At 35.3% G+C, this 9177-nt stretch carries 7 protein-coding genes and 2 pseudogenes; 2 read left to right on the forward strand and 7 right to left on the reverse strand.

Annotated features, from left to right (window positions below; all coding sequences use genetic code 11):
* Window positions 1-957 precede the first annotated feature (957 nt).
* Entirely contained in the window at window positions 958-1557 is a 600-nt protein-coding gene (locus N9I19_RS23105; protein ID WP_317779104.1) for a hypothetical protein, read from the reverse strand.
* Window positions 1558-1733: 176 nt separating this feature from the next.
* Window positions 1734-2156, reverse strand: coding sequence for a MerR family transcriptional regulator (locus N9I19_RS23110; RefSeq protein ID WP_317779105.1), 423 nt, complete (start codon window positions 2154-2156; stop codon window positions 1734-1736).
* A 236-nt stretch (window positions 2157-2392) separates the two neighbouring features.
* Between N9I19_RS23110 and N9I19_RS23115 the strand changes: the two genes are divergently transcribed.
* Window positions 2393-3514 carry an NADH-dependent flavin oxidoreductase gene (locus N9I19_RS23115; RefSeq protein ID WP_317779106.1) on the forward strand — a complete coding sequence of 374 codons (1122 nt, stop codon included), beginning with the start codon at window positions 2393-2395 and terminating at the stop codon, window positions 3512-3514.
* Window positions 3515-3841: 327 nt separating this feature from the next.
* Here the strand turns inward: N9I19_RS23115 and N9I19_RS23120 are convergent, their stop codons facing one another.
* Window positions 3842-4399, reverse strand: a complete 558-nt coding sequence (locus N9I19_RS23120; protein WP_317779107.1) for a cysteine hydrolase family protein — start codon at window positions 4397-4399, stop codon at window positions 3842-3844.
* Window positions 4400-4797: 398 nt separating this feature from the next.
* Here N9I19_RS23120 and N9I19_RS23125 point away from each other — a divergent pair.
* Window positions 4798-4959: pseudogene (locus N9I19_RS23125) on the forward strand (IS110 family transposase); the annotation flags it as partial.
* A 97-nt stretch (window positions 4960-5056) separates the two neighbouring features.
* Here the strand turns inward: N9I19_RS23125 and aspA are convergent.
* The 4 genes and pseudogenes from aspA to N9I19_RS23145 form a co-directional block, all read right to left on the reverse strand.
* Window positions 5057-5259: pseudogene (gene aspA, locus N9I19_RS23130) on the reverse strand (aspartate ammonia-lyase); the annotation flags it as partial.
* Window positions 5260-5294: 35 nt separating this feature from the next.
* Window positions 5295-5702 carry a YbaN family protein gene (locus N9I19_RS23135; protein WP_317779108.1) on the reverse strand — a complete coding sequence of 136 codons (408 nt, stop codon included), beginning with the start codon at window positions 5700-5702 and terminating at the stop codon, window positions 5295-5297.
* A gap of 782 nt (window positions 5703-6484) precedes the next feature.
* Window positions 6485-8011, reverse strand: a complete 1527-nt coding sequence (locus tag N9I19_RS23140) for a malate:quinone oxidoreductase (RefSeq protein ID WP_317779110.1) — start codon at window positions 8009-8011, stop codon at window positions 6485-6487.
* Between the two features lie 899 nt (window positions 8012-8910).
* A partial coding sequence (locus N9I19_RS23145; protein ID WP_317779109.1) for a hypothetical protein occupies window positions 8911-9177 on the reverse strand: 267 nt, incomplete at its 5' end.

Consider the following 9177-nt stretch of genomic DNA (forward strand, 5'->3'; position numbering starts at 1 on the left):
AGACTCGCTACGAGCGAATGGCTAGTTCTTACTCGACGGGAATCCCACCCGCTATATGATACGACCTAGGCTCGGCCACACACGCACCTGTTAGCTGAATAAAAAACACTTTATTTACTAAACTCAAGTTCATTGTTTTTGATATTTTGTATTTTGCATTGCCCACAAAACCCACAAAACCATAATTAAATTAATAAAAAATAAATTCAATGTAACTCTTTCATGAAAAACAATTGAAATAACATCATTAACAATTAAACTAACTAAAGTTAATAAAACACCTATTAACAATGCATGAACAGATAGTTTTAATATCTTTACTTCTGAAAATTTTGGTAAATTTAATATTTTATCTCACTCCTTAATCAGCATCGTAAGCATATATAATTACCAATAGCACCGATCTTCAGCTAACGCACCCGTTAGTTCATTAAGAAATCCTTTATGGAAACAAAGAAAAGAAATAAAGAGACAATAATGCACATCCCCCAAAATCCTTTTCTGTCTTTTTTACTATTTTTGTTAACTTCTATGCTTATAGCTTTTTCCACTTTTATTCACAAAAAATAGCAAAGAAACAATAAATAAAACATTAGACAAATTCACAAACAGTTTTATTCCTTCGTTAAGATCTTTTAATCCAAATAAAATATCAACAATTGAGACAATTCCCGTAATAACCACCAATATCAAAAAAGTTAAATACATCTTTTACTCACTTCCCAATTATTTAGAGTAGGAAAAATACTATCGTCCTTGCTGCAACATCTGCTAAATAACTAGGTACTCCTTTATGTAGCTTTGAAATAAAGTTTAATAAATTAATGCCCTTATAAATTCTTTAATATTTGATTATTTTTGTGTTCCTTAAAGAACTAACGCACCCGTTAGTTCATTAAGAAAAGGAGGCTTCTAACATCTCCTAATAATGAAGTAAATCACTCTTTAGTGAAACTCTTACAAATGCATTGAAATCTCCAGACCTGTGGGTTTGTCTCCAAAAGGCACGCTATATTCTCTAAAAACTAAATTAAGTCCTGAAATATCGTCAGGTAACGGCGGAAATACGATAAAACTATGTACGAATTGTCCTGTTGAACCACTTCCAGTATCCAATCGACAATCATATTGTTCTCCTAAAAACAATTCGAAAAAATTGTGTGGATGTCGATCGCCTGGTGAATCCTTCGTCGAATCCCAATCGATATTAAGATGAACCACGCTTGCATTCTGGTATTGCCGAATAAAGGTTACCGTATATATATATTCACCTTTATCAACTGATTTTAAGATGGGTAAATGCCGTCTAAAATCCTTTGGTTCAACACGTGGTCTAAATTCTTCATCATTTCTCAATGTACCGAATACCGAATTTAACAAATCCTCGTACAGTCCAAACCTTTTCGCCCAATTTGAGATATTTTTATGAGGTGGAAAACCTGGATCATTGTTTGAAATTTCCTTACGTTGTTTTAGTAATGCACAAAGTTGTTCATCTATTGAAAAAACCTTTTCATCATAATGGTCGGTTGGTTGTTCGAATGGCATTCGTTTCATTGTATTCCTCCTCATTTTTATTTCAAACGCAAATCATTAGTCACCTCTATATTAACAAATAATGGATTTATTGGAAATGACGTTCTTCAACTAACCTGCCCCGTTAGTTCCATAAAAAAAAGCTGTCTTAGCGACAGCTCCGATCTTCAGCTAACGCACCCGTTAGCGTAAGTATATTAATTCACAATATTACTTTCCAGACCATGACATTTAAAGTTATAATTAGGATTTTTCCTAACCTCTTCTTTCTGAAGTTCATACATGGCTATTTTATAGTTTATTACTTCCAAGTGTTTTAAGCTTTCTTCAATTTTCTTTTGCACTTCCAATTTATGCTGTATTAACATTTCTTCTCTTTGCAAGAAGGTAGGATTTCCCACTTCATAAAGTTCCTTATATTCTTTTATTTTAGAAAGAGGCATTCCTGTCTCTCTAAGACAACGAATAAAAGAAATCCAATCGATATGTTGTTCGCTATAAACTCTACGACCTTTTTCATCACGAGTTACATTTGGCAGTATCCCTTGCTCTTCATAAAATCTAAGTGTCTTTGCAGATATATTTAAGTTCTCCACTACATATTTCATTGAATACAACATTACTTATCCCACCTTTAGTTACAGTTACTGTAACTAAAAATATATCATAAAGGAGAAACAAAAACAAATATCCTTTATATAATCATATAAAAATTAACGCTTGACTTACCCTTACGTTAACCAATTACACTAAAGTAGAACTTCTAATAGGGATAGTTGTAACGGCTCAGAATGGTAATAATAGTAGTCCAGATTAACTCAACATTAGAAGAATATTCGATAGAGAGGTTAAAGAAATGAATCAAAAATACAGTAGATTATTTGAATCCTCCACATTCAGAAGTGGAATAACAATTAAGAATAGAATCGTTATGGCACCTATGACAACCTGGTCAAGTAATGACGATCTTACCATTTCGGATGACGAAGTAAAGTATTACAAACAAAGAGTGAATGGAGTAGGACTCGTCATTACAGGGTGTACTCATGTTACTCCTAATGGGCAAGGTTTTACGAATGAATTTGCTGGATACAATGATGAATTTACTCCAAGTTTACGAAAATTAGCTGATGCAGCGAAAAGTGGAGGATCTCCTGCGATACTACAGATTTTCCATGCAGGCAATAAAGCCTTACCTGGATTGGATGCAGTTAGTGCGAGCGCATTGAAACCCGAAGTTGATGCTTTTCAAACAAGTGTAGAAACAAGAGAGCTATCACATGCGGAAATCCTGTCGATTATACGTGCTTTTGGCGACACAACAAGAAGAGCGATTGAAGCTGGATTTGATGGCGTCGAAATTCATGGGGCTCATGGATTTTTAATTCAGAATTTCTGGTCGCCAGCGACAAATCAACGGACGGACCAATGGGGAGGATCACTTGAAAATCGCTTGCGTTTTCCATTGGCGATTATTGAAGAAATCAAAAATGTCATTGAAAAACATGCTACAAAGCCATTCATTTTAGGATACCGATTTTCACCTGAAGAATCCTCCAAAGTGGACGGATTACGTATGAAAGACACATATGAATTAATTGATATCCTTGTTGAACAGGATTTGGATTATATACATGCTTCATTATTTGATGTGTCTTCAAAGCCAGTAGATAGTCAAGATGAAAAAACATGGCTTGAATTAATTCTTGAAAGAGCAAACGGTAAGGTACCTGTGATGGCTGCTGGTTCCATAATAACACCGGATGATGCTCTTAAAACTATGGAATTAGGATTGCCGTTAGTTGCCATTGGGCATACGTTAATTATGAACCCTGATTGGGTAGAAAAGGTCGCAAATGGACGTGAAGCCGAGATAGCTTCTGAGTTGAATGTTTCGAAACTAGACCAGCTTAATATTCCAGAAAAACTTTGGAATGTTATTCAAGCAATGCCAGGTTGGTTTAATATTGGTAAATAAAAAAATAGTCCTATGGGGGCTGTTGACAAAATGGGAAAGGAGCCGTGATTCCTTTCCCATTTTGTTTTTTTCAATTTAAGTAATGACACACCAGCCACTTTCGAACTCGGATTAATCATGTTTATTACTTTCTGCATTTCTTCCTCCATGACCTTTCGGATAAATAACTATGAGTGTTTTCGATATTTATTATTAAAAACTCTCTATTTAATAAATAAATTTATGTCATTTCATCTTCAACTAAACTGCCCCTTTAGTTCCGTAAGAAAAAAGATTGCCTCACCAACCTCACTTTTTAAAGTAAGAGTACCTGTTAGTTTAACAAGCTTAAAATACTTCTTTTACTAATTGTTCTGTTGTAAGTATAGTAGCGAACTCGTCATAAAGGGTAGCTAAAGAAATATTATGTATAGTCTCGGCATCATAATAGTTACCATTTTGGTCTTTTATGCCAAATGATGCTGTCGCATCTGAAATAAGGTATGTATTAAAACCTAAATTCCCACTCATTCTTGTAGTCGTTGATACACAGTGGGGCGTAGTCAAACCTGTTATTACTACTGTTGTAATATCATTTAATTTTAGGAACTCTTCTAATTTTGTACCGATAAAACTACTATTTACTTTCTTTGTTATAATTACTTCTTCTTCAAGAGGCTCAACCAATTCTTTTATAGCGAATCCTTCATTCATTGGATGGAATACAGAACTAGGGTTATCGGACATGTGTTGAATATGTATTACTTGCCAGCCCTTTTCCCTCCACAATGTTAGTATTTTTCTAATGTTTTCTTCTGCACTTAGATTGTTTCGCTCTCCCCATTTTTTATCCTCAAAAGCCTTTTGTACATCTACTATAATTAAAGCATTTTTTTCTTTATCCATAATAATACCCCTATTTTTTCTTTACCATTTACTACATTTTAAATTCAAGACTCTAATTGGTACAACTTTATTGTTTTAAGAGCTAGCCTGCCCCTTTAGTTCCATAAGAAACTTCTATGGCGGAGATCCTCGCCGCCACCATCTATCACGAAACCCTGCTCATTACCCCAAAATAAAGTCTAACCCATTAAACCGTTGACAATAATGATGATAACAATACAACCAGGCTGAACTTTTTTTGGTGGATCTTAAGGAAGATACCCTGTATAAGAAACTGGTTGTGACAGTATTGAAGAACCATTTAGTGTTCTGCTAGTACGTATACAAAAATTTTTGTAACAAATCTCCTGTCATATGTATTGTAAATCTTTTTTTGAGGTGATTCTCCTATGGAAGCAATGATTGAACGGTGTGCTGGTCTAGATGTACACCAAAAAACAGTAGTAGCCTGCGTATTATTTGGTCCATTAGAAAAAAAGCCAAAAACCTCTATTGAAACGTTTTCAACTACAACAACGGGACTGTTAGCTTTAAGTGATTGGCTCGCTGCCCTTCAGGTATCCGATGTTGTGATGGAAAGTACCGGAGTCTACTGGAAACCAATATGGAATATACTCGAAGGATTTTTTCACCTTGTTCTTCCAGAAATACCGTGTTTGTCATTTCGTATGGATTTAAAATTAACTCAAGTTCTTCCTCGGTTAATATATCATATTGCAGGCATAATTCGCGTACTGATTTACCATTTAGAATGGCTTCTCGCGCGATACGTGCTACTACTTCATATCCAATATGAGGGTTAACAGCTTGATAATCCCTACACTTTTTTCCACATATTCTTTTAAAATTTCTTCATTTGATTAATAAACAGCTAAATGAAGGGAACATCAATTTTTCAAGAGGTTCTTTGTTTCGTACTGTTTCGGTCAATTGTCTTAATTTTTTTAATGAAATAATAATGTTTGTAGAGGGCGAGCACCACCAACAGGATTTTCACTAAAAGGATGTCCACATAAAATACAGAAATTATGATGAAGAAATCGGCAACTAAATTGATTCTAATTTTCTCTTTTCTAGTCATACCTTTTTTTTGTAGGAATGCTTCAACGTATTTTTCATATAATGAGGTGCTTTTGAACCAGTTTTCAATCGACTTTGAACTTCTCGCAAAGCAAAAAGCAGCGAATAAGTAAAACGGTCCGCCCGGCAGAACAGGTAACACAGTCCCTGCAACACCAATCACAAGGGATATGAATCCAAGAAGGAAAAATAGGATACTTTTTACTTTTTTAATTGTAATCACCTTTTTATTTATATTCTATTCCCTTATAACGTAAAGAGGAAGTCCAATTGATTAAACATCACTGATCAGCAGCTCCTGGTAACGAAGTAAAGTACCAGTTCGTAGAAGATGATATTTATCGGTAATTATTGTGAACAGGTTTAAACAAATACATCACATTATTACCATACGCGCTATATTATTTTTACTTACATGCTCGTGTAATGGAATGCCATAAAAAGAATTCGGGGAAGCTTTATCAAATATGATAGCAGTTGATGGTACTCTAATGTCCCGGTGTATCTGGAATCCAGGTCCTTCTCATTTGAAACATCTAAATCTCTCATAAAAACAACTGAGATACTTTTATTTATTGCTTTTTCAATTACAGTATTAATGTTATTAACGATTTTTTCTTTCTCAAAAACTTCTTGTTCTTCTTAATAACTTCCATAATTCCGATTATCAGTAATGCTTGTTTCAATATTCCCCCCTAAAGTTATTAGCAAATAGTTTTACCGTTTTTAAATTTCATTAAATATCAGAAAGTATTTAAGCACTTCTTACCAATCTCTTTATTTTTCTTCAAAAGATTTACTAATACCTTCTTCCTCGAACATTTGGGTGTGGTGGGTAGACAGCTTCGTTCATACCAGTTGAATAAGAAAATTACTCTTTAAGACAAAACAAAGAACCTTCAATCCAAAGATAGATCAAAGGTTCTATGTTTTACTTCCAATGGCATTCTATTATTTACTCAATTCCTTAAGTAAATTCATACCTTTGTTTCTACACCCAAAGAATTAACTATGGGCTAGCTCTTTTTCTTTTAGACCAAGAGCCGCTGCTGTTGAAGCATGAATTTCTTGCAGAAGCTCTGGATTTTCCATTAGTGACACGCCATAAGAAGGAATCATTTCTTTGATTTTTGGTTCCCACTCTTTCAGATGTTGCGGGAAGCATTTTTTAATTACCTCTATCATAACGTGAACAGCAGTGGAAGCACCTGGAGAAGCACCTAGTAATGCTGCAATCGAGCCATCAGCGGAACTAACAACTTCCGTACCAAATTGAAGCGTTCCTTTGCCGCCTTCAGCAGTATCTTTGATAACTTGTACACGTTGGCCAGCTACTACTAAATCCCAATCCTCGCTCTTAGCATTCGGGATAAACTCTCGTAACTCTTCCATGCGCTGTTCTTTCGATAACATAACTTGCTGGATCAGGTATTTTGTCAATGACATCTCTTTTGCACCCGCCGCCAACATTGTTAAGACATTATCCGGTTTTACGGAAGTTATTAAATCGAACATTGAACCTGTTTTTAAGAACCTCGGTGAGAAACCGGCAAATGGTCCAAATAGCAACGATTTTTCACTGTCGATATATCGTGTATCAAGATGCGGAACAGACATTGGTGGAGCACCAACTTTAGCTTTTCCGTATACTTTTGCTTGATGCTGCTCAATTACTTCTGGATTATTACATACCATGAAAAATCCGCTTACTGGGAAACCGCCAATGTGCTTCCCTTCAGGAATACCGGATTTTTGCAGTAAATGAAGGCTTCCGCCCCCGCCTCCGATAAAGACAAATTTTGCAGTATGACGCTCTACGCTTCCGCTATCGACATTACGCACTTTTAATTCCCATGAGCCATCGCTAGTAACTTTAAGATTATCAACACTATGTTTATATTTGATATCGACGTTTTTAGTCTTTAAGTGGTCAAACAACATGCGTGTTAAAGCACCAAAGTTGACATCCGTTCCAGAGTCGATTTTGGTTGCCGCTATAGCTTCATTCGAAAGGCGATCTTGCATAATAAGCGGAATCCATTCCATCAGTTTTGCCGGGTCCTCAGAAAACTCCATCCCTTGGAACAGAGGATTTTTTGAAAGCGCTTCAAAGCGTTTCTTTAAGAATGTTACATTTTCATCCCCTAACACCATACTCATATGAGGCAATGGCATGATAAAGTCCTGAGGGTTTTTTATCAGCTTGCTGTTTACAAGATAAGACCAAAACTGCGTTGAAAGCTGAAACTGTTCATTAATTTTAATAGCTTTGCTAATATCTATAGATCCGTCCGGTTTTTCAGTTGTGTAGTTAAGCTCACACAGTGCAGCATGCCCTGTTCCCGCATTGTTCCACTCGTTAGAGCTTTCCGCCCCTGCGTCTTCAAGCTTCTCAAACACTTTGATTTCCCATTCCGGCACTAACTCTTTCAGGAATGTTCCCAAAGTCGCACTCATAATACCGGCGCCAATTAAGATAACTTCTGTTTTAGTTTCACTGTTGCTCATGTTAACCTTCCTTACTCCATATATTTGCAGAAAGGATGTAGATGCTCCTGTTTAGGCGTCAAGCCAAGGCGCGACCTAGTCACAAACCTTTTCTGCCTCATTATAACCATATCATAGTGTATTACAATAATTAATAGAATAAACTATATTGCTATTATATAGTTTATGTGAAGAAATGAACTTAAACTAAACTGCCCCCTTTGGTTCTGTGAGGCAAGGCGAAACTTCTTAATGAAGAATAACACCTATTTAATTAAGGCTTATTGAAGATATGACACAAATTGCATCATAGCAAAAGTGAGCCTCTGACAGGATTCGAACACGTTCCCTACGTAATTTCAACGGCAGGAATTACAGCTTATCTTATTGCCAGTGCTGAAACCCTTGCCTTGCTATCCGGTTGTTTTCCGGCGCTCTTCTAATTATACAAATTTCAGGTCCAAATGAGAACATAAAATTGTAGTACAATCCGAAATAAAAATTGGAAATAAAATGGGCGACATAAGCAAGAGAAGATGGCCTGAATTATTAGGAACCTTCAGTCCAATGATAATAAGAAGTAATCCTATTAAAATTGCTCCCACTGCCTATTGAAAAAATGAAATGAAATATAAATGAAATAGTACTTAATGATTATTATCATATGTTTTAGCTTTATATACAAAATAAAAGATTGCTAAAACAATAAATATTAAACCCAATAAAGATAAGAATAACCAAATCATATGAGCACTCTCCACAAAATTTCATCTTTATTATTATGACAGTTTTCAGAGGAGATAGGAAGTAGTTAATGAACAGTTCGAATAAACTATTCTTTGTTCTTGGCTTATTTTTCCACATGATTCCATTTTTTCCTTTGATTTAGGTATCCTTAATAGGAATGAAGAATCCAGTCACCAATCTTAGGGGTAAATATCAACTTATAATCGTCTGGAAACAACGCACTTAACTTCTCTTCTGCAGCATTTATTTTTGGATTCATCCCCAAAAGCAATTAGGTATAGAACATTAAATGAATCAGTATTATCTTGTTGCATATATTTCACTCCTCCGCTCATATTATCTGCTGATGGCATTAATCTATCCGCTATTGATTGGAACCTTTTAAATAAAAGGCTGTTTTCACATACTTTGTTGCTATTTACCAGGTAGTGAGTTGTGGTTGATTTCCCCTCCAGATGCTCGCT

This window comes from Peribacillus sp. CSMR9 (genome assembly GCF_033141925.1).
Classification (GTDB): domain Bacteria; phylum Bacillota; class Bacilli; order Bacillales; family DSM-1321; genus Peribacillus; species Peribacillus simplex_A.